Source organism: Amycolatopsis samaneae (assembly GCF_039541975.1).
Taxonomy (GTDB): Bacteria; Actinomycetota; Actinomycetes; order Mycobacteriales; family Pseudonocardiaceae; genus Amycolatopsis; species Amycolatopsis samaneae.
In genome coordinates this window covers 643040-665279 of sequence record NZ_BAABHG010000004.1, presented here as the reverse complement: position 1 = coordinate 665279, position 22240 = coordinate 643040, and the positions used below count along the sequence as shown (strand labels likewise).

Here is a 22240-nt window from a genome sequence, read left to right as displayed (position 1 = left end):
GCTCAGGACAGGACGGCGGGCTTGAGGGTTTCGGCGCACCACTGCTCGAAAGTGGTCGGGGACGCGGTCTCCGGCGTACGGGTCACGCCCGCGTCGAGGCCGTTGTCCTTGGCCTGCTTCATGTCGGCGATGCCCTGGACGAACGTCGCGTCGAGGCCGTAGCCGACGAGCGTGGTGCGCAGCTCGTCGAGCGGCTGGCGCTCGTAGCGCACGGGGCGGCCCAGCTGCCCGGTCATGATGCGGGCCAGGTCGGTGGGGGACAGGTCCTCGGGGCCGAGCACCGGGACGTCCTCGAAGCCGGTCCAGGAGCGGTCCAGCAGCAGGCGCGCGGCGACCGCGGCGATGTCGGCGACGGCGACGAGCGGTGCCTTGCGGTCGGCGTCGACGACGTCGGTGAAGACACCCTTCTCGCGGATCGAATCGGCCTCCTCCAAGAGGTTCTCGAAGAAGGAGGGGTTGGCCAGCGCCCGGTAGGCGACGCCGGTTTCCGCGATGAGGTCGTCCATGGCGAGGGACGCGGTGACGAGCCCGGCGCGGTCGGCGACCGGGGTGCCGCGGCCGAGCGCGGAGACGCCGACGACGTGCCCGACGCCGTGGACGGCGAGCGCCTTCGCGGCGGGTGCGGTGAAGCCGAGCCAGCCGTCGGCCGGGGGCCGCGAGGAGTCCGGGGGAACGAGCCAGAAGACGGCGTCCGCGCCCTCGAAGGCCCGGTCGACGACCTCGGCGTCGCCGTGCGAGCCGACGACCACCTCGACGCATTCGCGCACGGCGTCCGGGAGCCGGGCGGGGTCGCGGGTGATCACCCGCAGTTTTTCGCTGGGGGAGGCCTCCAGCAGCAGGGGCAGCAGGTCGCGGCCGATGTTCCCGGTGGGGGCGGTGATGACGATCATGAAAACCTCGTAGGTCGTGCCGGTCGGTACGCCTTTCAGCCTGCTGAGGCCGCGTCAATGCCACAATGGGAACTTCAGCACGCAATCATTGCCTGAAATGGAATAACCCTGGTGAACAGCCCTGATCCGGTCCTCGACGCCAATCTCGCCGTCGCGCTCGACGCCCTGCTGAGCGAGCAGAGCGTCACGCGCGCCGCCGCCCGCCTGCACACCTCCCCGGCGGCCATGAGCCGGACCCTCGCCCGCCTGCGCCGCGTCCTCCAGGACCCCCTGCTGGTCCGGGCGGGACAGGCCATGGTTCCCACCCCGCGCGCCCAGGCCCTGCGCGAGGAGGCCGCCGCCGTGGTGCGCGGCCTCGGCGCGCTGCTCAGCCCCGGCACCGGCGCCGACCCCGCCACCCTGCGCGGCACCTGCACCCTCCAGGCCGCCGATCTGGTCGGCGCGGCACTGGCCACCGGTCTGCTGGGGCTGACCCGGCGCGAGGCACCCGGGGTCTCCCTGCGGTTCCGGGCCGAGGACCTGGAGGCAGGGCCCGCCCTGCGCGACGGCCGGATCGACCTGGAGGTCGGCGCCATCGACCACGTCGATCCCGAAACCCAGGTCGAAAAGCTGCTCACCCTGCGGATGGTGGCGGCCGTCCGGCCCGGTCACCCGCTGCTCGGCGACCCCCTGACCCCGGCCCGGCTCGCCGCCGCCGAGCACGTCGCGGTCAGCCGTCGCGGCCGGTTCACCGGTCCGCTCGACACCGCGCTGGCCGAGCACGATCTGCGGCGCCGGGTCGCGGTCGTGCTCCCCGGTCATCTGGCCGCGATGGCCCTCGCCGCCCGCAGCGACCTCGTCTGCCTGGTCCCCGCGGCGCTTCCCGGCATGGCCGCGTCACCCCTCACCGCCGACGCCACCGCCCTCGGCCTGCACCTGCTCGACATCCCCCTGGCGCTGCCGCCGCTGACCATCGGCATGGCCTGGCATCCCCGCCAAGCCGCCGACGGGGCCCACCGCTGGCTCCGCGACGCCGTCCGCCGGACACTCCGATCCGCTCCGCCCGCCGGGTCACCAGGTCTCTGAAGGCCACCTTGAGGGCGCTCAAGTCCCTCAAGGTGGCCTTCAGAGACCTACCGCCGGTGTTCCTCGACTACGTGGGCGAGCACGTCGACGGCGTGGGACCACCGCGATTCCTCGATGCCCGCGCGGGTGGTGATCCGCAGGCGGGAAACCCCGTCCGGCACCGAGGGCGGGCGGAAACAGCCCACCCGGACACCGTCGGCCAGCGCCTTGGCCTGCGCGTCGAGCGCGGCCAGGGGAGCGGGCATCGGCACCGACAGCACCGCGCCCGCCGACGGCGGAACCCCCAGCCGCGCCGCGAGTTCCGCACCACGCCGGTGCACACCCGAGGGCAGCTCGGGGCGGGCGCGCAGCAGGCGCAGCGCGGCCAGCGCCCCGGCGGCGGGCGGCGGTGCGAGCCCGGTGTCGAAGATGAACGGGCGGGCCCGGTTGACGAGGTGGTCGACGAGCGCGGCGGAGCCGAGCACCGCGCCGCCCATCGCACCGAGCGACTTCGACAGCGTCGCGGTCATGATCACCTGCGGGTGCCCGGCCAGGCCGCGGGCGTGTACCAGCCCGCGCCCGCCCGTCCCGGCCACCCCGAGCCCGTGTGCCTCGTCGACCAGCAGCAGCGCCCCGTGCGCCGCGCACACCCCGGCCAGTTCGGCCAGCGGGGCGGCGTCGCCGAGCACCGAGAAGATCGACTCCGTCAGCACCATCGCCCGCCGCCCACCGGCCGTGGCGAGCGCGGCGCGGACCGCGTCGACGTCGTTGTGCGGCACGACCTCGATGGCGGCGCGGGACAGCCGGGCGGCGTCGATCAGCGAGGCGTGCACATGCGCGTCGGAGACGACCAGCGAGTGCTTGTCCAGCAACGCGCTCACCGCGGCGAGATTGGCCTGATAGCCGGTCGAGAACACCAGCGCGGCCTCCTGCCCGGTGAACGCGGCGAGCTCGCGTTCCAGCTCGGCGTGCAGCGTGGTGGTCCCGGTGACCAGCCGGGACGCCCCCGCCCCCGCGCCCCAGGCCAGCGCGGCGTCGGCCGCCGCCCGCCGGGCGCGGGGACAGCCACCGAGCCCGAGGTAGTCGTTGCCCGCGAGGTCGACGACGTCCTCGTCGGCCGCGCGCGGCCGCAGTGTGCGCTGGAGCCCGGCGGTTTCGCGCGCGGCCCGCTCCCCGGCGAACCACTCGGCCCAGCCGGTGACCGGGTCAGGCATTGGGCACCCGGTCGGTGCCCGCGCCCCGGCGGCGGATGGCCGGGTCCGCCGGCCCCCGCTGGGCGAGCTCCTCTTCCGAGCCCAGCACGACGAACCCGTTGTCGCGGATCATCTCCAGGTCCGCGTGGGCCGCCTGACCCTCCGAGGTGAGGTAGTCGCCGAGGAAGATCGAGTTGGCGACGTGCAGCGCGAGCGACTGGAGCGAGCGCAGGTGCATCTCGCGGCCACCGGCGATGCGGATCTCCTTGTCCGGGCAGACGAACCGCGCCATCGCCAGAATCTTCACGCACCGCGCCGGCGAGAGCTCCCAGGTGTTTTCCAGCGGTGTCCCGTCGAAGGGCATCAGAAAGTTGATCGGGATGGAGTCCGAGCCCAGTTCCCGGAGCGCGAAGAGCGCCTCGACCAGTTGCTCGTCGCTCTCGCCCATGCCCGCGATCAGCCCCGAACACGGCGAAAGCCCCGCGCCCTTGGCCTTTTCCACGGTGTCGACCCGGTCGGCGTAGGTGTGCGTCTGGACGATGGTGTCGTGGTGGCTCTCGGCGGTGTTGATGTTGTGGTTGTACGCGTCCACCCCGGCGTCCTTGAGCCGCTCGGCCTGGCCGTCCGACAGCAGCCCGAGGCACGCGCAGACCTCCACGTCCGGATGCTCCTCCTTCAGCGCCACCACCATGTCGGTGACCCGGTCGATGTCCCGGGAGGACGGGCCCCGGCCGGAGGAGACCAGGCACACCCGGCCGGCGCCGCCGCCGAGCCCGGCCCCGGCCTGCTTGAGCGCGTCGTCCTTCGACAGCCACGAGTACTTGAGGATCGGGGCCGCGGAACCGAGCGCCTGCGAGCAGTAGCGGCAGTTCTCCTGGCACAGCCCCGACTTGAGGTTCACCAGGTAGTTCACCTTCACCGTGTTGCCGAAGTGTGCCCGGCGCAGCCCGCCCGCCGCGGCGACGACGGACACCAGCTCCGCGTCGTCGGCGCGCAGCACCGCGAGCGCGTCCTCGGGCGTCGCCGGCGTCCCCGCGAGGACCCGCTCCGCGAGCAACTGGAAGATGTCGGCCATCGGTACTCCTCGGATCTGAACCTGAACGCCGTTCAGCTGAACGGCGTTCAGGTTAGACTGAGGGGGACGGGCGAGTCAACGGGAGGGTTCAGGTGCGCTATCACCGGAGCGATGTCGTGGATCGGGCGATCGCGGTCCTCGACGAGTACGGGCTCGAGTCGCTGACCATGCGACGGCTGGCCACCGACCTCGGGGTGCAGCCGAGCGCGCTCTACCACCACGTGCCGAACAAGCAGACGCTGCTCACCGCCGTCGCGGAGGAGATACTCGCCAGGGGCCGCCGTCCGCGCCGGGCCGGGGAATGGGACCGGCGTGCCGTCGAGGTGTGCCACGAACTGCGCGACGCGATGCTGGCCTACCGGGACGGCGCCGAGGTGGTCGTCACGGCTTACTCGTTCGGGCTCGGCACGGTCGGGCCCGCCGGGGAACTGCGGGAGGCGCTCCGGGACGGCGGCCTGCCCGACGACCTCGTCGGCGTCGGCACCCGCGCACTCCTGCACCTCGTCTTCGGGCACACCGTCGAGGAACAGACGGCGTTGCAGGCCGCCAGCGCCGGGGCGATCGACTGGACGCCGGGCGGCCCCGCCGACTTCGAGCGCGGGCTGGAACTGGTGCTGGACGGTCTCCGGTCCCGGGTCGGTGGCTGAGCTTCACCCGGTGCCGACGGTCGCGTCCCAGTCGAGGTGGTGTTCGTAGAGCCACGCCCGGGAACGCGGACGTTGGTCGACCTCCTCGGCCGAGGTCTGGGTGACGCCCTGCGCGGAGCTGACGGCGACGAGACGTTCCACGCGCTCGCGACGCAGTGCTTCGTAGGTGGCGAACGCGGTGCCCGCGTCGCCGAGGTCCCGCACGCACTGGGCGAGGACGACGGCGTCCTCCAGCGCCATCGAGGCGCCCTGACCGGCCGCGGGGGAGGCGGCGTGCGCGGCGTCGCCGACCAGGACCAGTGAACCGTCGTGCCAGCGCCTGGTCGTCGGTACGTCGTAGGCGCTGCCCGCCCGCACGTCGTCGCCGGTGGCCGCGATGATGCGGGCGGCCGGGGTTTCGTCGTCGCGGAAGAAGGCGGCGGTGCGCTCCCGCCAGGCACCGGGCGGGGTGGCGCGCAGCTCGTCCGGCGTCAGCTCGGGGCAGGGCAGCCGGGCGAACCACCAGGAACAGCCGTCCGGATCGGTGGTGTAGCCGAAGTAGGCGCGGCTGCCGGTGATCATCCGGTAGGTTGCCGCCGGTGCCGGGTCCGGCGCGTCGGCGGCGTACCCGTAGACGACGGTCAGCCCGGTATGGCGCGGTGGCGGCGCGTCCGGGTCGAGCAGCGCCCGTGCCCGGGAGTGGATGCCGTCCGCACCGACGACCAGGTCGCCCTCGGCGACGGTGCCGTCCTCGAACACCGCCCGGACACCACCGGGCACCCGGCGGACCTCCCGCAAACGCCTGCCGAAGAACACTTCCCCGCCGCGCGCCCGCAGTTCGTCGTGCAGGGCGCGGTACAGGCCCGCGCGCCGGATCGTGCGCGGGGTCATCAGCTCGCCGCGGTCGCTGCCCATGGGCTGGCGGCTCAGCAGCCTGCCGTCGGCGGCGTAGAACTCGACGTCGGCGGCGGGGAACGACGCCGCGATGACACCGCGGTGCGCGTCGACGGCGCGGAGGGCGTCCATCCCGTTGTGCATGATGGTCAGGAACGCGCCGAGATCGTCCGCCCCGTGCGGATGCGCTTCGTGGACGTCGGCCGCGATCCCGGCCTTGCGGAGCGCGATCGCGCTCGCGGCACCCGCGATCCCGCCCCCGATGACGACGGCCGTGGCCATGTCCCCTCCCGAAGCCGTGGGACACCGACGATATCGCCTCGGACGGGACCGGACAGCCCGCCGCCCGTGTCCGTGAATGCCACATTGAAGGACTCAGAGTCCCTCAATGTGGCATTCACGGACCGGTAAGCAGTGGTACCGCCGAAAGCATTTCACCGGGAAGGTGCTGGTGCGGTGATCACCGCACGACTGTGCGCAGGAACGACTTCCACCCGTCCGCTGACACGCCGAGGACCGGCCGGTCGACACGCCGGTCCTTGCTGTCACGGACCAAGACGCTTTCGGCGGTGAGGTTTACCTCCACACAGCTGCCCGAAGCATTGGTGTAGCTGCTTTTGAACCACTCTTTCCGGGTAGGCGGCGTAGGTGGTGAAATGTTCTCGGTCAAGCTAGTTCCTCGATGCGGTGGCGGATGAATTCCAGTGTTTCCTGTGTTGTCTTCGCGTGCCGGAACGCGTCGTTGTAGGTCATGGTGAGGTCGCGGACCTCGGTGGATTCCTCGATGATCCCCCGTGAGGTGACCGTCTCCTGCCACGCCACGGTGGGCAGTCGCGGGCTTTCGAAGTCGATCAGGTGGACGGTCGCGGCGCCGAACAGCCCGCAGGACGTCGCGGTGAAGGGGATCACCCTCACCTCAAGGTTTTCCGGGTGCTCGTCGATCATGTCGGCGAGGCGTTCGAGCTGCCGGCGGAGGACCTTCGGGCCGCCGATCTGCTGCCGCAGCACGGCCTCGCTGAAGATCGCCGTCAACTGGAACGTGCTGTCCTCGTTGAGCCGGTCCTGCCGCCGCAGTCGTGCCTCGATGCGCTGGTCGACCTCGACCCGGCGAATCGTGATGTCCGGGGTCATCAGTGCGCGGGCGTAGTCGGCGGTCTGCAGGAGACCGGGAATGAGCAGGCTCTCGTAGGTCCGGATGCTCTGGGCGCCGTATTCGAATCCGTACAGGCGCTGAAGATTCTCGTCGATAAGACCGGAATAGCGAGCCCACCAGCCGTGCTCCTTGGCCGCCGCACGCAGTTCGAGCAGTTCCTTCCGCTCTTCCTGATCGAACTCGAAAAGATCGATGAGCTTGATGAGGCTTTCCTCGGAAAGGACCTTGCGCTCGTTCTCCACCGCGGACCAGTAATTGCGCGTGAAGCCCAGTTCCTGGGTGATGGCCCGGACTTCGATGCCGAACTGCTGGCGGCGTTTGCGCAGGCGCAGCGCGAGTTCCCAGCTGGCGACGACAGGGGACACTGGCGCGGGCATGTCACTCCCTCGTCGGGGGCCGGTGCGGCCCGCGGGTGGGTTGTCGAGTATACAACTGGGTTCACCACTTCCGCACATGCATGGATGCGGCACTTGGTTACGGTAACCGAACGATAGCATCAGGGCTGTAGCGGTGTCCGGCGACCCGCTCTATCGTTCTTGGTGACTCGCTGAGTCGGCGCGATCACGATGCGGACACCCGGAGCCTCCGGGGCAGCGGTCGGCCGCTCGATCCCGAGGTGTCGGTGCCCAGGTCGGCGGCCGATACGCACTCTCCTCTCCCGCCGGTCGTCGCCGGGGCAGCTCGCCTGGTTGCCGGGGAGGAATGATGGAGTCGACCACGAAGCGGAGCAGCGCCGAGTCCGCTGCCGAGCCGCTCGGTCCGGACGGTCGGGCGGGCCCGATCCCGCTGCCGGCGGGAGGTGACGCCGTGGCGGGGCGGATCGAACTCCGCGCGGTGGGCGCGGAACGGCTGGAGCGGGTCAGAACGACCACGGCGCACTGCACCATCGTCACCGTCGACATCGAAGGATTCGGGCGGTACAGCAGGAACAACACCAACATGGTCCGGGTCCGCCACGGCCTCTACCTCGCGATGCGCCACGCCTTCGACACGGCCGGGATCGTCTGGGAGTCGTGCCGCCGGGAGGACCGGGGCGACGGCATCCTGGTGCTCGCCCCCGCGGACATCCCCAAGACGCTGTTCGCCGATCACCTGCCGGACACCCTGCTCGACGCGTTGGCCGGGCACAACCGGATCCATCCCGGCGAGGAACAGATCCGGCTCCGGCTCGCCATCCACGCCGGGGAGATCAACTACGACGAACACGGCGTCACCGGGGCGTCCATCGTCCACGCGTTCCGGATCCTCGACTCCGCCGAACTGAAACAGGCGCTCGAAGAGACCGCCGCGGTGCTCGCGTTCGCCGGATCCGGCTGGTTCTTCGACGAGGTGATCCGGCACAGCGAACGCAGCCGCGCGCAGGACTACCGGGCCACCGACATCACCAACAAGGAGACCACCACGAGAGCCTGGATCCGGCTGCTGCCCGCGTAGCGCGCGTCGTGGCAGGATCGGGAACGGCACGAGGAGGTGCGCCGGGTGCGCGGAGTGTTCGCGGTGATCATGGCAGCGGTGGTCTGCGCGGCGACCACGGGGACCGCCACGGCAGTGCCGGAGCGGGACGGCGCGGACCAGGGGGCCTACCCGGACGTGCTCGACCGGCGGGGTACCCCGGAGCGGGCCGAGCCACCGAAGTCCAATCCGGTCAACGTGTTCTCCGACGCGGGGGCCTGGCACGCGTACGCGCTTCCCGCCGCGGGCGACACCGCCCACTACGGCGGGTTCACCGGGCCGCTCTACCTCGCGCAGGAGGCGCTGTGGAACCTGAGCGCGGCGTTCACCAGGATTTCGCTGGCCGACGCCGAAACCGGCGCCGCGATCGGCTTCCCGGCCGAGCCCGCGCCCGAAACCCACGCCTATCCGGGGCATCTCACGCAGACCTATCGGCTTCCCGGTCTCGAACTCGGGCTCGACCTGCGCTTCGTCTCCGACCGCAGCGCCATGGTGCGGGCCCGTGTCCGCAACGTCTCCGCACACCCCCGCGCCATTCGCGTGTCCTGGGCCGGAGAGTTGCTGCGGCACATCGCCGAACCGGTGCGGTCGGCCCCTCGGCTGCGCGCGGACCGCGACGGGGTGCGGGTCGGGTTCGCCGAGGTGCGGGAGCCGGGCCGGTTCGTCACCGAGGGCACCGAGGACTTCCGTGTCGTCCACCCGGAACCGGTGTCCACCGTGGTGACCGGCGACGGCTACCGGACCACCCGGCGCGACGCGCTCCGCCTCACACCCGGCGCGGCGAGCGAACTGGCCTGGGGCGAGAGCTACACGTTCACCGCCGCCGAACGCGCGCGGGAGGCGGGCACGCTGCGCGTGGCGCTGGCAGCGCCGGGCGCGGCGGCCGACCGGGTGAACCAGCGTTGGCGCGAGTACCTGCGTCGCGGGCTCGCCGGGATCGCGCCGGGGAACCGGCGCACCGCGGTCAAGGCCATCGAAACGCTCATCACCAACTGGCGGGGGCCCGCGGGCGACCTGCACCACGGCGGGATCACCCCGTCGCTGACCAATCGCGACTTCGCCGCCGGCTACTGGCCGTGGGACAGCTTCAAGGAAGCCGTCGGGGTCTCCCGGTTCGCGCCGGGGCTGGCCGAATCCGTGCTGCGCTCGGTGTACGAGCACCAGCTCACCGCCGCCACCCCGGGACGCGGGCAGGACGCGGGGATGCTGCCGGACGTGATGATGTACCGCGCCGACAGCCCCGGGGTGAACCTGCGCAACACCAAGCCACCGCTCGGCGCGTGGGCGGTGTGGCAGACCTACCGGCAGAGCCACGACCCCGCGTTCCTGCGCGAGATGTACCCGAAACTGCTCGCGCAACACGAATGGTGGTTCCGTAACCGCGACCACGACCACGACGGGTTCGCCGAATACGGCGCCACCGTCGATCCGCTCAACCACGACGACGCGTCGCGGCTGGAGGCGGCGGCGTGGGAAAGCGGCATGGACGACGCGCCGCGCTTCGACAAGGGGACGGGCATGCGCGTGCTGGCCAACCAGGACGCGCGCGGCCGGGTCGTCGGCTACTCGCTCAACCAGGAGTCGGTCGACCTCAACGCCTACCTCGTGGCGGACAAGCGCTATCTGGCCGAGATCGCCCGCGTCCTCGGCGAGCACACGCGGGCGGGACAGCTGATCCGGCAGGCCGACGACCTCGCCGCGCGGATCCGCGCGACCATGTACGACGACCGGACCGGGTTCTTCCACGACGTCGACATCGCCACGCACCGGCCGCTCACCGAACGGGGTAAGGGCACCGAGGCGCTCATCCCGTTGTGGGCGCGCGTCGCGGCGCCGGCGCAGGCGGCCGGGGTCCGGCGGAGCCTCGTCGACCCGGACCAGTTCGCCACCGCCGTCCCGTTCCCCACGGTCGCGCGGAACTCGGACAGGTTCGACCCGGACGGCTACTGGCGTGGCACCGCGTGGGTGGACCAGGCGTACTTCGGGATCAGGGCGCTGGAGGAGTACGGGTACGCCGGTGACGCGCGCCGGGCGCGGGACAGGCTGCTGGCCGGCGCCGAAGGCCTGAGCGGGAACGCGCCCATCAGGGAGAACTACAACTCGGTGACCGGGGCGGGCCGCAACGCCACCAATTTCAGCTGGTCGGCGGCGTTGGTGCTGACCATGCTCGCCGACCTTCACTGACCGCTGCCCGCGGAGTCCACAGTGGACACAACGGGGGCGGGGAATGGCGTGCCGTCGTTCTCGCCGAGGGTCGTGTCCTGATCATCGTTTTCCCGATGCGTTCGTGCCCGGGGTGTCACTCGGCAACCTCGCAGTAGTTCTTTTGGGGGAACGACCGTGGGTGATTGCAGTAAGAAATGTTCGACCTGGCGGATGTTCCACCGGAGTGGTATTGGTTCTCCCGAGTGGCCGACGGGGAGAGCGGTGCGGGGATGCGGTGGCGAGATCGGCGTGCGGGATCGAAATCCAACCACGAAAGAGTGGACACCTCTTTGTCATCTGACAAAGATCCACGGCAGGGCGGCGCCATAATCGAGACTCCGCGCCCGCCGAGGGGCCCGGGGCGGGGAGCACGGGAGGGAGGGGTGGTGACGCGATGACGGAGAGGCAGTACCGCACGATCGTAGTGGTCGATGTCGTGGGTTTCACCGCTCCCGACCGGCGGCCACCTGATCGGCTCGCCGTGCACCAGGGCATGTACGAGGTACTGAAGAAGGCGTTCGCGGACTGCGGCATCGACTTCGGTTCCTGCGACGACGAGGACCGCGGCGACGGTGCGCTCATCCTCCTGCCCTCCGGTACGGGCCAGAGCGTCGTCGCCGACCGGCTGCCGGAACGCGTCGTGGTCGAACTCCGCCGGTACAACTCGACGCGGATTCCGCAGGCACAGATCCTCCTGCGGATGGGCCTGAACTCGGGCACGGTGCAGTACGACGGGAAGGGCTGGGTCGGCGAGGCGATCGACACCTCCTTTCGCATCCTTGACGAGCAGGAGATCAAGAAAAGGTTCGCCGAATCAGGTCGGATGGTCGCCGTCATCGCCTCGCAGGGATTCTTCGGCGACGTCATCGCACCCGATCCGGGCCTGCTACCGGAGTCCTACGTGCCGATACCGGTATCGGTGAAAACGTTCACTGGAACGGCCTACCTGCGACTACACGGTGAACTCGCCGCGCCGACTCCCCAGCCTCCCGCGCTCCCGCCGGGATCGGCCGCCGACCAGGCGTCCGACCTGGCGAAAGGTGATGTGCTGGAGCTGGTCTCGGCCATGGACGCGGAGAAACTGCGTCCCTACCTCACCCGGCTGAAGGTCCCCCAGCTGGCGGTCACGGTGAGCCGCGCGCTCGGCCGGGCCATTCCCTTGCCCCCGCTGGACGACGTCATCGACGCGTGGGACGCCTTCGAGCTGCTGAGCGACTTCAACGCCGGCCCGGACGGCATCCCGCCCGCCGTCACCTTCCTTTACCTGCTGGCCGAACAGTTCGACGGCAAGGTCGGCGACGCCCTCGCCGGCTGGGTCGGCGACCAGGCTCAGCGGCTGCGGATCGGCCCCGCGCTGTCGGCGCAGCGCCAGATCCGGCCGCCGGTGCCGGACAAGGCCCACCTGCACCTGACCATCCTGCTGGAGCCGGTCTGCGCCGATCCGGACCGGTGCACGCTGGTGTTCTGGCGGCAGGACGATCCGGCGGTCTGGCCGCCCGCACTCGGTGACGTGCGCGAGGTCGGGATCGACGAACTGGAACTCCGGGTCGACGACGTGATCATGGAAACCGAGGCCGTCTGGTCCGGCCAGAGCGTTTCCGCGGCGGTGGAATTCCTGTTGCCACGCAATTTGATCACGCTGCCGGTGCAACGCTGGGCCAAGGAACACGTGACCGGCCAGCCGCAACCACTGCGCTACGGCTACCGGCTCGGAGTACGGCCGTTGGAGCGGATGCGCGCGAAGTACTGGCACCGTGCGTGGAACCGCAGGTGGGTCTCTATGCTGGAAGACCCATCGGCCGACCGGCTGCACTATTCCGGCTGCGAGGAGCAGGACATCAACGCGGAACTGAGCAACGATCGCTGGATCGGGCTGGTGCTGACGAAACCGCCGTCACCGCAACCGGAACCGGGCACTCGGCCGGACGAGTACACGGCTGCGCTCAGCTACGGGCTTCCGGTGCTCCTGTGGCATCCGCACGCCAGTCCGGAGGAGTTACGCGAGCTGCTCGACTGGGTGCTGGCCACGGAGCGTGGCTTTATGGAACTTCCGGATCGCCGCAAAATGGCGAATTCGAACACGGCCTTACCGTTCAAGAATTCTCTGGCACACGATTTGGTGGTAATGTGGGACGATCCGAAAAGGACAATCGTTCTCGACCAGCCGTTGATCCCGACGTTGATCCCGCCGCGACAGTAAGGGGATACCACGGATGAGCGTGAACGACCAGGACGCGGCGGTGTCGCCGGAGCGGCGGGAGCCGCGCCCGGACGCGCCCGACTGGTGGATCTACCGTGGCACCGGGAGCCCGATCCACGACATCGATCTCGCCGAGATCCTGCCCAAGCCGCCGCCGTGGCGGACCTACCGGGGCGGCCCGCTGCCCGAGCACGACGTCCCGCCGCCGGACGACGGCGAAGCGGAGCGCAGGCTCGGCACCGCGTACACGCTTTCCGAGCAGAACATCGATTCCACCGAGCTGAACATGGTCAACGCCGCGCTCTATCTGCGGCGGCCGCTCCTGGTCACCGGCAACCCCGGCACCGGAAAGTCCAGTCTCGCCTACCGGATCGCCCGCGAACTCGGGCTCGGCCGGGTGCTGCGCTGGCCGATCACCAGTCACACCACACTGAAAGAGGGCCTTTACGGCTACGACGCGATCGGCCGCGTCCAGGCCGCCGCGACCAGCCAGGCACAGCGGGGCGGCGAGGCCGACGAGCCGCCGATCGGCGATTTCGTACGGCTCGGCCCGCTGGGCACCGCGTTCCTGCCCACGCGGCTGCCCCGGGTGCTGCTGATCGACGAACTGGACAAGTCCGAAGCCGATCTGCCCAACGATCTGCTGTCGATCTTCGAGGACGGCGAGTTCCCGGTCGAGGAGCTGACCCGGGTGCGGGACCGGCATCCCGAGGTCACCGTGCGCACCGCCGATCCGCAGCGTGCCGCGGTGGTGCGGGACGGGCGGGTCGCCTGCCGCGCGTTCCCGGTCGTGGTCATGACCAGCAACGGTGAGCGGGAGTTCCCGCCGGCGTTCCTGCGCCGCTGCCTTCAGCTGCGGATCGAGAGCCCCGACTACGCGCAGCTCGCCGCGATCGTCGCCGGGCATCTGGTCGGTGAGAACGGTGAGCACCGCGACCGGCTCGTCCGCGAGTTCGCTGAGCGGAGCAAGGCCGAGGGCGGCCTGCCCACCGACCGGCTGCTCGACGCGGTGTACCTGGCCACTTCTGGCGCCTACCAGCCGGACCACGAAACGTGGCCAAGACTGGTCGACGCGCTCTGGCAACGGCTGACGGTGCGGTGACATGAGCGGTCCAGCCGGTGGCCCCGCCCCCCGTCCAGCCGTCCCGCCGACGGGACGGCGGACGGCCGCCGCGACCGCGACGGGCACCGGGCCCGGCTCCGGGGACCTGACCTGGACCGAGCTCGCGGACAGCGTGTGGCTGGCCGCCGCCATCAGCCCCGCCCCGGAGGTACGGCCCGAGTCGGAACCGGCTGCCGATCCGGCACCGACGTACGACAGTGTCCGGATCCCGATCCGCTCGGCGCTGTCCGAGCCGCGGGCGGAGGGCCCGCCCGAGAAGACGCCCTCCGTGGCACGGCACCCCGCGAGCACCGGCGACGTGTCCGCTTCCGGCAAGCCCGAAACCGGCGACGGGGAAGAAACCGTCGTCGAGGCCGCGGAACGGCGTGAACCGACGGTGGACGGTACTGCGGCCGGGGGAATCGCGTTACCCGATTCGTTGGACTATTTCCGTGCGTTGAGAACGTTGAAACGCGAGACGGTCTCCCGGCGAATCAACGATGTGGTCCTGGACGAGGAGGCCACCGCCGTTCGGGTCGCGGAGACCGGGGTGTGGTGGCCGGTCACCCGATCGAGAAAAACACGCTGGCTGGACCTGACGGTCGTACTCGACAACGGTCCTTCCATGGCGCTGTGGCGCCCGCGGGTATCCGCTTTCGTCGGTTTGCTGGAACAGCTCGGTGCCTTCCGTACCATTCAGCTCCGGCTGCTGGAAACCGCCAAGGACAACGGCCAGGCGGCGCCCGTGCTGCGCGGGGGCACCCCCGGCGCGCCCGCCCGCGATCCGGACGAGATCCTCGATTCTTCCGGCAGGCGCCTGGTTCTCCTGGTGACCGACGGCGTGGGCGACGCGTGGCAGAAGAACGTCCTGCCCCCGATGCTCGCGCGCTGGGGCCGCACGATGCCGGTGAGCATCGTGCACCTGCTCCCGCAGTGGCTGTGGGGCCGGTGCGCGCCAGGCCTGCGCCGGGCGTCGCTCCGGGTGCCGGAGGCCTTGCGCCCCAACGGCAGGTGGGACTTCGAGCTGACCGATTCCTGGCTCGAACCCGCCCCGCCTGCCGGGGCGGTGCCGGTGCCGGTGCTCGAACTCCAGCCGCGCTGGCTGGCCTGGTGGGCCCGGCTGGTCACCGGTGAGCACACCGGCGCGGTGGAGGGCACCGTCCTGCTCACCGGCGATCGGGAACCTCCCGAGGAGTTCGACACTTCCGCGCTGCCATCGGCAGAGGAAAGAGTGCAAAGATTCCGGAGCGTGGCGTCGCCGCCGGCGGTGCGGCTCGCCCAATTGCTGGCCGCGGTGCCGGTCCATCTTGACGTGGCCAGGGTGATAGGGGAGCGTTTTGTTCCGGAGGCAGGCCCCGAGCACCTCCTGGAACTTCTGGTCTCAGGGATCCTGTACGCTCCCGGACTCAAGGAAGGACAGTCCACTTGGGACACGGGTGGAACTTTCGCCTTTCCCGAGGCAGTCCGGGAACTGCTGCTCAGCGGTGCACGCCGTTCGGAGACGGCGCGTGCCGTCCAAGTGGCGGCTACCCAGTTCGGTAGCCGGATTCCGGTGCTCAACCATCTCCGAGACGCGATTGCCGACCCGCACAACACGCCCGATCCGGCTCTCACCCTCGAGTCGTCGGCCGAAGTCGAACTGGAGAGCGCCGTCATGCGGGCGCTGTCCGGTCCGTACCTGTCCCGTGCTGACCGGCTACGGAACAAAACGCAGCAAGGTCCAGACGTATCCGATTCTGAATCAATCAAGACTGAGAGTTCCAAGATGCCCGAGACGGCCGAACGTCACACCGGTACCGCTCCCGCGACCGAGGGACACACGCCGCGCCTCAGCGAGCCCGATCCGGCCGAGCAGGCAACCAAGCCGATGCCGCACCCGTCGTCGGCGAGTACGCGCAGCTTCCCCGCCCGCCAGCCCGAGGATCCACCACCGGTCTGGGGCAACGTACCGCCACGCAACCCGAACTTCACCGGTCGCGCGGACCTGCTCGACCAGCTGGCCAAGCGCCTGACCAGCGGCACCACGGCGGTACTTCCCTCGGCCCTGCACGGTCTCGGCGGTATCGGCAAGACCCAGATGGCCACCGAGTACATCTACCGTCACCTGCAGGACTACGACCTGGTCTGGTGGATCGACGCCGCCCACACCACCCAGATCCGCGCCGGTCTCACCGACCTGGCCCGCGCACTGGGCGTGCAGGGCGCCACCGAGGCCAACATCGCGGTGCCCGCGGTGCTCGAAGCGCTGCGCACCGGCCGCCCGTTCCGCCGCTGGCTCCTGGTTTTCGACGCCGCGGAGACCCCGGAGTCGGTGCTGCCGTTCTTCCCGCGCAACGGTCCCGGCGAAATCCTGATCACCTCCCGCAACTCCGACTGGGCCGGGATCGCCCGCCCGCTGGAGCTGGCGGTGTTCAAGCGCGAGGAAAGCATCGAGCTGCTCGGCCGCCGCGGTCCGGAAATCGACCTCGGGGACGCCGACGAGCTCGCCGAGAAACTCGGCGATCTGCCACTGGCCGTCGAGCAGGCGGCGGCCTGGCGCGCGGTGACCGGCATGCCGGTGAACGAGTATCTACGCCTGTTCGACGAATCGGTCGAGGAAATCCTCGACACCGCTTCGGCCCCGGACTACGAGGTGTCCGTCGCCGCCGCGTGGAACGTTTCGTTCGAGGAGCTGAAGACCCGCAATCCGGCCGCACACCAGATCCTGCATATTTGTGCTTTCTTTTCGCCGGAGCCGATTTCCCGTGATCTGCTCACCGGCGTCAGCCGGGTCTCGATCTCTCCGGAGCTGGACGCCGCGCTGCGCGATCCGATCAAACTGGCCCGCGCCATCCGCGACATCAACCGGTACGGCCTCGCGAAGATCGACCACGGCAGCAACACCCTCCAGCTGCACCGGTTGGTCCAGCTGGTGTTGCGCAATCGGGTGATGGCCCCGCAGGTGCACGCGCGGATGCAGCACGGCGCGCATCAGCTGCTCGCCGCGCTCGACCCGAACGACCCCGAGTCGAGCAGGCACTGGCCGCGCTATCGCGAACTGCTGCCGCACGCCTACGCCGCCAATGTGCTGGACTGTGACGAAAGCTGGCCGCGTCAGCTCTACATCAACCTGATGCGGTACCTGTTCGACTACGGCGACCACGAGGAGGCCGCGCGGCTCGGCCAGCAGGCACGCGCGCACTTCACCGAGACCCTCGGCCCGACCAACCCGCAGACGCTCGAGGTCTCCTCCCGGCTCGGCCTCTACCTGTGGGCGATCGGCCGCTACACCGAGGCCGCGGAGCTCAACCAGCGCACCCTGGCGCTGCGCCTGCAGGTCTCCGGCGAGGAGAACGAAGAGACCTTCGCTCTCCAGCGGAACATCACGATCGACCTTCGCGCGCAGGGCGATTTCGCCGCGGCGACCAAGCTGAGCGAGGAAATCTTCACCAAGTGCAAGCGCATGTTCGGCGAGGACGATCCGGAAACCCTCAACGCCGCTTTCCAGCACGCGATCAGTCTTCGGCTGTCTGGTGACTACCAGGCCGCCGCGGAACTGGACCGGGACACCTACCGGCGGCGGGTCGAGGTGCTCGGCCGGGACCACGTTCGCACGTTCAGCGTGAACTGCGCGCTGTGTGTGGATCTCCGCGAGGCCGGTGAGTATGGCCAGGCCCGGGTTCAGCAGGAGCGAATCACGGAGAGCTTCCAGGCCCGCTATGGCGAGGACCAGCCGGACTCGGTGGCTTACGCGTTCTACCTGTCGGTGACCCGGCGGAAGGACGGCGACCACGAGGGCGCGCTCGCCCTGTCGACGGCAGCCCTCAGTCGGTTCCGGCTGGTCTACGGGGAGGGCCACTCCACCACGATGGCCAGTGCGCTCGCGCACTCGATCGACCTTCGTCATTCGGGCGACCTGGCAGCGGCCAGGAAGCTGGGCGAGGAGGCCTTCGAGCGGTATCGGGGCGGTCTCGGCGAGCACCACCCGCACACTCTTGCCGCCACCGTCGACCTCGCGGTGACGCTGCGGCTCCAGGGCGATGCCGCCGAGGCCCGCACGCTCGACGAACGCGCGCTCGAGCACTTCCGTGCCAGCATCGGCCCGGATCACCCGTACGCGGTCGTCGCCACGATCAACCTGGCGAGCGATCTCGCCGCGCTGGGCGAATACGACCGGGCGATCGAACTGGGGCGGGACGCGGTCGACCGCGGCCGTCAGGTGCTCGGTGACGAACACCCCACCGTCCTGGCGGCCTGCTTCAACCTCGGCCTGGATCTCGCCGCCGCGGGGCGTGCCGACGAGGCCACTCCCTTCCGTGACCCGATCCTGGCCAAATACCGTCAAGTGCTCGGCGAAGCACACCCGGGAACCCAGGCCGCCGGACGCGGAACCCGTGCCGACTGCGACATCGACCCGATGCTGATGTAGCGGCGCACGAGGCCGATCGGAGCGGACGGCCGATCCCGGACGACCTGGTCGATCCAGGCGGCGGTCCGCTCCACGGCTGGTGCCTCCCCCCGGGACGGTGGACTACGACCTCTGGGGTGGACCGACGCTGCCCGGAACACGGGTGGCGGTCGGTGGCGATGAACGTTTCTGCACGAGGTGCTGCTCCGGTGAAGCCGGTCGGCAGCAGCTCACGATGGCGTCGACGGCCACGTGGGCCCCTGCGGTGGTGGTCGTGTCCTCCGTGCCCGTCCACACCGAGATCGAGTGAATCCTGGGGGACGGACAGGAATCTTGGAGTGACCGCATGCACCTTCACCACGCTCCGGTGGCAGTGATCTGCGCAGCCCTCAGCGTCGAGTACGTCGCAGTACGGCGGCACCTGGACGAGCCAGTGACCCAGCGACTGGAAGAGCGTGACGTCCAGGGCACTCTGTGCGAGCTGGGCACCTTCACCGGGCAGGCGGGGACCTGGTCCGTCGTACTCGCGCAAACCGGTGTCGGCGACACCTCCGCCGCTATCGTGCTGGAGCGGGCGATCTCCGCGTTCGCGCCGCGGGTGGCGTTGTTCGTCGGGGTCGCGGGAGGCATCAAGGACGTCGCGCTCGGCGATGTCGTCGTCCCGGAGATGATCTACGAGTATGACTCCGGCAAGGTCACCGGCGAGGGCTTCGAGGCCAGGGTCAGGACCCACAAAGCCTCGTATCGCCTTGTCCAGCGTGCCAGGGCGGTGGCGATGTACGGACACTGGCAGCGTCGAATCCACCACGCCACCGACGACGGCCGCAGTCCCGCGGCCGTCGTCCAGCCCCTCGCGGCGGGCAGCATCGTGGTCGCCGATCCTCGATCGTCCATCGCCCGGCACATCTACCGGCACTGCGGCGATGCCGTCGCCGTCGAGATGGAAGGACACGGCTTCCTGCACTGTGCCCACTACAACGACCGGGTCGACGCCCTTGTCGTACGAGGTATCTCCGACCTGCTCGACAAAACCGAAGCAGCCGACAAGTACTGGCAACCCATCGCCGCGGAGCACGCCGCGGCCTTCGCCTTCGAAACCCTGGCCTGTCATACCCTGAGCCCCGATGCCTGGCGCCAGGCGAACCCGAGCGGGGCGTTCGGCTAGTCCGGGATGAGCTGGCCGATCCAGGCGGCGATCCGTTCCACGGTCGGCGGGGGCTCGACGGTGGCACGCAGCCGCCGATGCACCGCGCGGACGAGTTCGGGCCGGTGCAGCAGGGCACGCGCGGCCGGGTGAGGGCCGCGCGCGGACAGCGCGAGGCCGAGACCGACCAGTGACGCCGGGCGGTCCGGAGTCGCGGCGAGTTCCGCGCGATAGCCCTCGGCCGCCTCGGTGAACCGGCCGCTCGTGTAGGCGAAGTCGGCGGCGGTGGCGCCGGGGACCGCGGGCCGGATGCCGGGACGTTCCGGTGCGCGCACGCCGCCGACGGCGAGCTGGAGCAGGTCCGCCCTGGCGCGGGACCAGGACCCGTCCGGTACCGGGGTCGGTGGCGGATCCGCCGTACCGAAGGTCGTGGGTGGCCGGGACCGCCCGCTCCGCCAGGCCTCGGCCAGTTCGGCGACGGCGGACGGGGCCGGGCGCAGATGCCGGGCTCGCCACCCGGCGAGGTGATCCCGTGCGGCGGCGGTGGCCAGCTCACGGGCTTCCACCGGGACGGCCTCGTCCTGCCACGGGCCGAGGCGTTCGGCGATGCCGTCGAGGAATCGACGTCCGGCGGCGGTCAGTGTCGCGTCGGTGCGCAGTGATTGGAGCGTGCGCCAGCTTTGCCCACGCCAGTAGGCGAACTCGAAGGTCGCGCGCCGGGACGCCGGGTCCGAGTGGGTCAGCGCTCGCCAGAAGGCGGTGACGCCGAAGAAGGCGTATACCCCCTGCAGCGCTCCGCTCAGCGGGCGCGGATCGTCCCGCCACGGCACGTAGAACCGTTCTCGCGGATCGGGCTCGTACAACGTGGCCAGGTGCAGTAGTCCGCCGAGCACGATGTGCTGGAACTCGTGGATCAGTGTGGCGGCGAGTGCCACGCCGTCGGTCGGCAGGCCGACCACCGCGCTGCCGAACGCCTCCCCGGTCGAGGCGCTCGGGTTCCGGAAGAGGACGTGGGGCTTGGGCACCAAGGAGTTCAGCCCGACCGGCATGATCCGCGACAGTTCGGGCAGATGGGTGGCGATCAGGCGGCACGCCTCGTCGATCAGCCGCCGCCAGTTCGCGACGTCGCCGGCGGGCAGCCGCTCCGGCGGGATCGGCTCGTAGAGACCGCGATAGGGGTCGAGATCGTCCAGTCGCAGGGAAAACCGGTGTGCGCCGACCCGGCTCCGGACCTGCCGGACGCCCCACCAGCCGGGGGCGTCGGAGGAGAAGGCGATCGGCAGCCGCACCGTGGTTCCGGCGTGTGACACCACGTAGCGATTGCCCGCGCCGCGCACGGTCGCCGGGGTGAACGGTTCGGTAGCGGGCAAACGGGCCGTGCCAAGTGCGGGCAGCATGGCATTGCCGTGCCACACCGGGATCTCGGTCTCGAAGTCCAGCTCCGCCTGGATCGCGGTGGCCGCGGCGATCGCGTGCACATGGCCCAGGTGCATCCACAGTGGACCGACGCCGTCCGTTCCGTTGCGCAGCAGGCGAGTCGTGTAGCCCGCCCAGCTGCCCACGTACGGATTGGTGAGCATCCGGTTCACCGTCCGTGGTGATCGGGCCTCCGCGCGGGCCAGTAGTTCCCACGCCGAGTCCAGCGGCGGCAAGGAGCCCACCAGGTCCGGGGACTTCGCCGCCTCGGCCAGCAGCGCGTGCAACAGCAGCTTGCGCCGGCTCCGTTCGGCCCGGCGCAGTTTGCGTATCGTGTCCTCGTCGCCGTCAAGACGCGCGAGCGCGTCGAAATCCCGCCAGGACAGGCGATGGAACGTGGGACGTTCCTCGGCCGGCGGCATCAGTCGATCCGCTCGCCACCCGCGGCGTTCGAACTCCGGTAGCGCGCGCTGAGGTTTCTGGTGCGTTCCACCACGTGGTTCGTCGAAAAACGGAGGGTTTCCTCGTCCAGTTCACGCAATGCCGTGAAAGGGACCGCGCCGAGGTCGATCAACGCGGATTCGATGTCTGGTTCGGTGTTCACCGGGGACGAATTCATCGTGCCGATCTCCTCCACCCGCTCCATGGCGCGCGAGTCAGATATTCCCATGATAGCCGAGATGCCCATATCCACGCCGCGTCAATCAGGGTCTTTTCCCCGGTACCGGCGGCGGGCGGCCGGCGGCCAGCTCGCGCAGGTCGCGCGGGCGGGTGATGGTGATGCGCTGACGGGCGGTGTGCACGATACCCATTTTGCGGAGCTCGTCGAGACCGCGGATCAGGGTGCTGCGGGAGACGCGCGCGAAGCTCGCCAGTTCGCCCTGGTTGAAATGGAGATCGACCTGTGCTTCCCCGTCGGCGGAGTGCTGGAGGGACAGCTCCAGCAGCACGGCGGCCAGGCGCTGGGGAAAGTCCGGCCCGCCCGATTCCAGGCGGAGGCGGTCGGACTCCTGGAGGCGGATCGTCGCCGACCGCATGAACTCCTCGGCCATCCGGGGGCAGGACCGCAGCACCGCGAGGAACTTCTCCCTCGTCACCACGAGGGTGTGCACCTCGTCGATGGCCGACATCGTCGCGGTTCTGGGCAGTCCGCTGATCGGGGCCATTTCCCCGACGATCTCGGCGGGGCCGCGGGCGGCCAGCGGGGCGTCGTCGCCGCGGTAGTTGGTGGCGCTGATCTTCACCCATCCGCGCAGCACGACGAACATGCTGGCGGGTGGGCTGCCCTGGAGGGCGAGGACCTGGCCGGGGCGCCACACCTTCACGTGCCCCGCGGCGCTGAGGGCGGCCCGCTCCGCCGCGGTCAGCCGGAACCAGGCTCGCCGCTCTTCGCTTTCAGTGGTCGAGGAGCCCACCACGTGACCCCTCCCGTTCCGACGGGCCCGGTTTGGCCCCGTGT

At 70.3% G+C, this 22240-nt stretch carries 17 protein-coding genes; 8 read left to right on the top strand and 9 right to left on the bottom strand.

The annotated features are described in order from the left end of the window. Positions 1 to 2 precede the first annotated feature (2 nt). Entirely contained in the window at positions 3 to 890 is an 888-nt protein-coding gene (locus ABD987_RS13260) for an NAD(P)H-binding protein (RefSeq protein ID WP_345391414.1), read from the bottom strand. A 111-nt stretch (positions 891 to 1001) separates the two neighbouring features. Between ABD987_RS13260 and ABD987_RS13255 the strand changes: the two genes are divergently transcribed. Next, complete coding sequence (locus ABD987_RS13255; RefSeq protein WP_345391411.1) at positions 1002 to 1955, top strand: LysR family transcriptional regulator; 954 nt, start codon at positions 1002 to 1004, stop codon at positions 1953 to 1955. Between the two features lie 47 nt (positions 1956 to 2002). Here the strand turns inward: ABD987_RS13255 and ABD987_RS13250 are convergent, their stop codons facing one another. Then, on the bottom strand, positions 2003 to 3148 hold the full coding sequence (locus ABD987_RS13250; RefSeq protein ID WP_345391408.1) for an 8-amino-7-oxononanoate synthase: 1146 nt from the start codon (positions 3146 to 3148) through the stop codon (positions 2003 to 2005). Further along, complete coding sequence (gene bioB / locus ABD987_RS13245) at positions 3141 to 4202, bottom strand: biotin synthase BioB (protein ID WP_345391405.1); 1062 nt, start codon at positions 4200 to 4202, stop codon at positions 3141 to 3143. Before bioB ends, ABD987_RS13250 begins: the two co-directional genes overlap by 8 nt. A gap of 116 nt (positions 4203 to 4318) precedes the next feature. On the opposite strand from bioB, the gene ABD987_RS13240 reads away from it, so the two are divergent. Continuing rightward, positions 4319 to 4849, top strand: coding sequence for a TetR/AcrR family transcriptional regulator C-terminal domain-containing protein (locus tag ABD987_RS13240; RefSeq protein ID WP_345391402.1), 531 nt, complete (start codon positions 4319 to 4321; stop codon positions 4847 to 4849). A gap of 3 nt (positions 4850 to 4852) precedes the next feature. Here ABD987_RS13240 and ABD987_RS13235 read toward each other — a convergent pair whose 3' ends face one another. The 3 genes from ABD987_RS13235 to ABD987_RS13225 all read right to left on the bottom strand — a co-directional run bounded on the left by ABD987_RS13235 (position 4853) and on the right by ABD987_RS13225 (position 7252). Further along, on the bottom strand, positions 4853 to 6004 hold the full coding sequence (locus tag ABD987_RS13235) for an FAD-dependent monooxygenase (RefSeq protein ID WP_345391399.1): 1152 nt from the start codon (positions 6002 to 6004) through the stop codon (positions 4853 to 4855). A 178-nt stretch (positions 6005 to 6182) separates the two neighbouring features. Then, positions 6183 to 6392, bottom strand: coding sequence for a DUF397 domain-containing protein (locus ABD987_RS13230; RefSeq protein WP_345391396.1), 210 nt, complete (start codon positions 6390 to 6392; stop codon positions 6183 to 6185). Next, entirely contained in the window at positions 6389 to 7252 is an 864-nt protein-coding gene (locus ABD987_RS13225; RefSeq protein ID WP_345391393.1) for a Scr1 family TA system antitoxin-like transcriptional regulator, read from the bottom strand. The genes ABD987_RS13230 and ABD987_RS13225 overlap by 4 nt, the downstream gene beginning before the upstream one ends. 328 nt (positions 7253 to 7580) lie before the next feature. On the opposite strand from ABD987_RS13225, the gene ABD987_RS13220 reads away from it, so the two are divergent. The 6 genes from ABD987_RS13220 to ABD987_RS13195 all read left to right on the top strand — a co-directional run bounded on the left by ABD987_RS13220 (position 7581) and on the right by ABD987_RS13195 (position 19386). After that, positions 7581 to 8309 carry a hypothetical protein gene (locus ABD987_RS13220; protein ID WP_345391390.1) on the top strand — a complete coding sequence of 243 codons (729 nt, stop codon included), beginning with the start codon at positions 7581 to 7583 and terminating at the stop codon, positions 8307 to 8309. A 45-nt stretch (positions 8310 to 8354) separates the two neighbouring features. Next, on the top strand, positions 8355 to 10511 hold the full coding sequence (locus ABD987_RS13215) for an MGH1-like glycoside hydrolase domain-containing protein (protein WP_345391387.1): 2157 nt from the start codon (positions 8355 to 8357) through the stop codon (positions 10509 to 10511). A 415-nt stretch (positions 10512 to 10926) separates the two neighbouring features. Beyond that, entirely contained in the window at positions 10927 to 12732 is a 1806-nt protein-coding gene (locus tag ABD987_RS13210; RefSeq protein ID WP_345391384.1) for a VMAP-C domain-containing protein, read from the top strand. A gap of 13 nt (positions 12733 to 12745) precedes the next feature. Continuing rightward, positions 12746 to 13834 (top strand): AAA family ATPase, encoded by a 1089-nt coding sequence (locus tag ABD987_RS13205; protein WP_345391381.1) that lies wholly within the window; start codon positions 12746 to 12748, stop codon positions 13832 to 13834. A gap of 1 nt (position 13835) precedes the next feature. Then, a complete protein-coding gene (gene fxsT, locus ABD987_RS13200; protein ID WP_345391378.1) occupies positions 13836 to 18242 on the top strand; it encodes an FxSxx-COOH system tetratricopeptide repeat protein in 4407 nt (1468 codons plus the stop codon). A gap of 325 nt (positions 18243 to 18567) precedes the next feature. Further along, positions 18568 to 19386 (top strand): 5'-methylthioadenosine/S-adenosylhomocysteine nucleosidase family protein, encoded by an 819-nt coding sequence (locus ABD987_RS13195; RefSeq protein ID WP_345391375.1) that lies wholly within the window; start codon positions 18568 to 18570, stop codon positions 19384 to 19386. Here the strand turns inward: ABD987_RS13195 and ABD987_RS13190 are convergent. Genes ABD987_RS13190 through ABD987_RS13180 form a run of 3 tightly spaced genes read right to left on the bottom strand, consistent with a single transcriptional unit; the run spans position 19383 to position 22199 of the window. Further along, positions 19383 to 21203: an HEXXH motif domain-containing protein gene (locus ABD987_RS13190; protein ID WP_345391372.1), complete on the bottom strand. Its 1821-nt coding sequence runs from the start codon at positions 21201 to 21203 to the stop codon at positions 19383 to 19385. The genes ABD987_RS13195 and ABD987_RS13190 overlap by 4 nt on opposite strands. Further along, on the bottom strand, positions 21203 to 21475 hold the full coding sequence (locus ABD987_RS13185; RefSeq protein ID WP_345391369.1) for a hypothetical protein: 273 nt from the start codon (positions 21473 to 21475) through the stop codon (positions 21203 to 21205). Before ABD987_RS13185 ends, ABD987_RS13190 begins: the two co-directional genes overlap by 1 nt. A 10-nt stretch (positions 21476 to 21485) precedes the next feature. Continuing rightward, positions 21486 to 22199, bottom strand: coding sequence for a Crp/Fnr family transcriptional regulator (locus ABD987_RS13180; RefSeq protein ID WP_345391366.1), 714 nt, complete (start codon positions 22197 to 22199; stop codon positions 21486 to 21488). Positions 22200 to 22240 lie beyond the last annotated feature (41 nt).

Bases quoted from the DNA above. Each gene is read 5' to 3' on its own strand.
- ABD987_RS13260 (WP_345391414.1), bottom strand. From the start codon at position 890: ATGATCGTCATCACCGCCCCCACCGGGAACATCGGCCGCGACCTGCTG.
- ABD987_RS13250 (WP_345391408.1), bottom strand. From the start codon at position 3,148: ATGCCTGACCCGGTCACCGGCTGGGCCGAGTGGTTCGCCGGGGAGCGG.
- bioB (WP_345391405.1), bottom strand. From the start codon at position 4,202: ATGGCCGACATCTTCCAGTTGCTCGCGGAGCGGGTCCTCGCGGGGACG.
- ABD987_RS13235 (WP_345391399.1), bottom strand. From the start codon at position 6,004: ATGGCCACGGCCGTCGTCATCGGGGGCGGGATCGCGGGTGCCGCGAGC.
- ABD987_RS13225 (WP_345391393.1), bottom strand. From the start codon at position 7,252: ATGCCCGCGCCAGTGTCCCCTGTCGTCGCCAGCTGGGAACTCGCGCTG.
- ABD987_RS13220 (WP_345391390.1), top strand. From the start codon at position 7,581: ATGGAGTCGACCACGAAGCGGAGCAGCGCCGAGTCCGCTGCCGAGCCG.
- ABD987_RS13210 (WP_345391384.1), top strand. From the start codon at position 10,927: ATGACGGAGAGGCAGTACCGCACGATCGTAGTGGTCGATGTCGTGGGT.
- ABD987_RS13205 (WP_345391381.1), top strand. From the start codon at position 12,746: ATGAGCGTGAACGACCAGGACGCGGCGGTGTCGCCGGAGCGGCGGGAG.
- fxsT (WP_345391378.1), top strand. From the start codon at position 13,836: ATGAGCGGTCCAGCCGGTGGCCCCGCCCCCCGTCCAGCCGTCCCGCCG.
- ABD987_RS13195 (WP_345391375.1), top strand. From the start codon at position 18,568: ATGCACCTTCACCACGCTCCGGTGGCAGTGATCTGCGCAGCCCTCAGC.
- ABD987_RS13190 (WP_345391372.1), bottom strand. From the start codon at position 21,203: ATGCCGCCGGCCGAGGAACGTCCCACGTTCCATCGCCTGTCCTGGCGG.